We start from the raw sequence: 1,374 nt of genomic DNA on the forward strand, positions 1-1,374 counted from the left end.
CTTCCTTGAGTTCCGCTATGGTCTTCTGCTGCTCTTGGGCTATCTTCTGCTGTTCCTGGACGACCTTGGTCAGGAGCGCGACCACGTCCATTGTGCTCAGACCCTTGCGATCCTTTGATGCCACCAGATCGGGGACGTCATCCGCGATGAAGCCGATGTGTTGTTCGTCGTCGGTCTTGTACCTGAAGGAGACCGGCTCAAGCTTGTTAAACGCCAGCATGGCGTCTTCGGATGTGAGACTCTGGATGTCCTTCTTGTACTTGCGGCTTGATGCATTCGTCCATACGCCGCCGGTGGTTACGTAGGCTCCGGAGGCCATGTGCAGGGGGTAGGCGGGGGTTGTTGTGCCAATGCCGATACCGACGTAACCACCATACTCCATACTGCGTATTATCATAGATGCGCTTTGATAATGTGTGCCTATTTGCCACTGTTTATCAGAACGGTTATATCCAATGAAACCCTGTTGCCCCGTAGAATCATGAGTTGTACCACCAACAGTAATATAACGCATTAACGTCGTACCTGCTCCAGTAAATCTGGCAATTTCTTCTCCATCTGCTTCTGGATTATGGACTTGAAAATATGCAGTGCGACCTGCTGGAAAAGAATCTAACCCTATTATAACTCGTTTGCCATTGTTATAATATAAATTTGTTCCATTATAATCCCAACTCCTGTCCCCCAAGTAGGTAAAGTTAGCGTTGACCTCACTGGACTTGGCGACCGTCCCCGACGTGAAGGCGTATGGCACCTATCCTGCGTATGCCGACAACGTCAGACACAGCAACGCAATGATTGCCACGTTTGCCCCTGCTACATGCTTTAAAACCTCGATCTTAAACCTCATAGAAAGTACCTCCGAACTGTTTTGAATTTACACGCAAAATGCGCGTATAGTGTGCTCCTTGATTGCTACTTCGTTGATGAAGAAGGCCGCGGACTTAAGATAAAACAATGGCGTTGACACACGGTAGTCCAACCGGACGCAAAGATAACCGGAAAAAGAAAAAGGCCTGGGGGTATTAATATTAAGGTTGCTGAAGGTGCATTAGAGAGAGGGCAAGAACGGCACCAAGACTGCCATATCCTGGCATATCAGTCGGCAAATTATTCATAATAGCCAACCCAAAAAACTTCTTTGCTAAAATCCTCTAACGACATCATGATGCTCGCATAGAACAAGGATTTCAGAAAAGTCAATAGCAAAAATTACGGGTGCGAAAGTTCCAGATACCAGGTAAGCCCTCCTGGACTATACCCCCTTGAGATATGCCCACAGGTCATCCACAGAGGCAGACTTTCTTAGCAGCGATTTAAAGGCCTGTAGTTGTTCTATGCCTTCAAGGGTTCTGACACTGTCCATAAGTGCGG

2 protein-coding genes are annotated in these 1,374 nt (G+C 47.7%); one reads left to right on the top strand and one right to left on the bottom strand.

Annotated features, from left to right (window positions below):
* Positions 1-397 (bottom strand): tail fiber domain-containing protein (locus HWQ67_RS18570; RefSeq protein ID WP_218254183.1); only part of this gene is annotated, 397 nt, incomplete at its 3' end.
* Between the two features lie 307 nt (positions 398-704).
* Between HWQ67_RS18570 and HWQ67_RS18575 the strand changes: the two genes are divergently transcribed.
* Complete coding sequence (locus HWQ67_RS18575) at positions 705-875, top strand: hypothetical protein (protein ID WP_218254184.1); 171 nt, start codon at positions 705-707, stop codon at positions 873-875.
* Positions 876-1,374: the final 499 nt, after the last annotated feature.

Origin of the sequence: Candidatus Magnetobacterium casense, from assembly GCF_019173545.1 — a bacterium.
GTDB lineage: Bacteria > Nitrospirota > Thermodesulfovibrionia > Thermodesulfovibrionales > Magnetobacteriaceae > Magnetobacterium > Magnetobacterium cryptolimnobacter.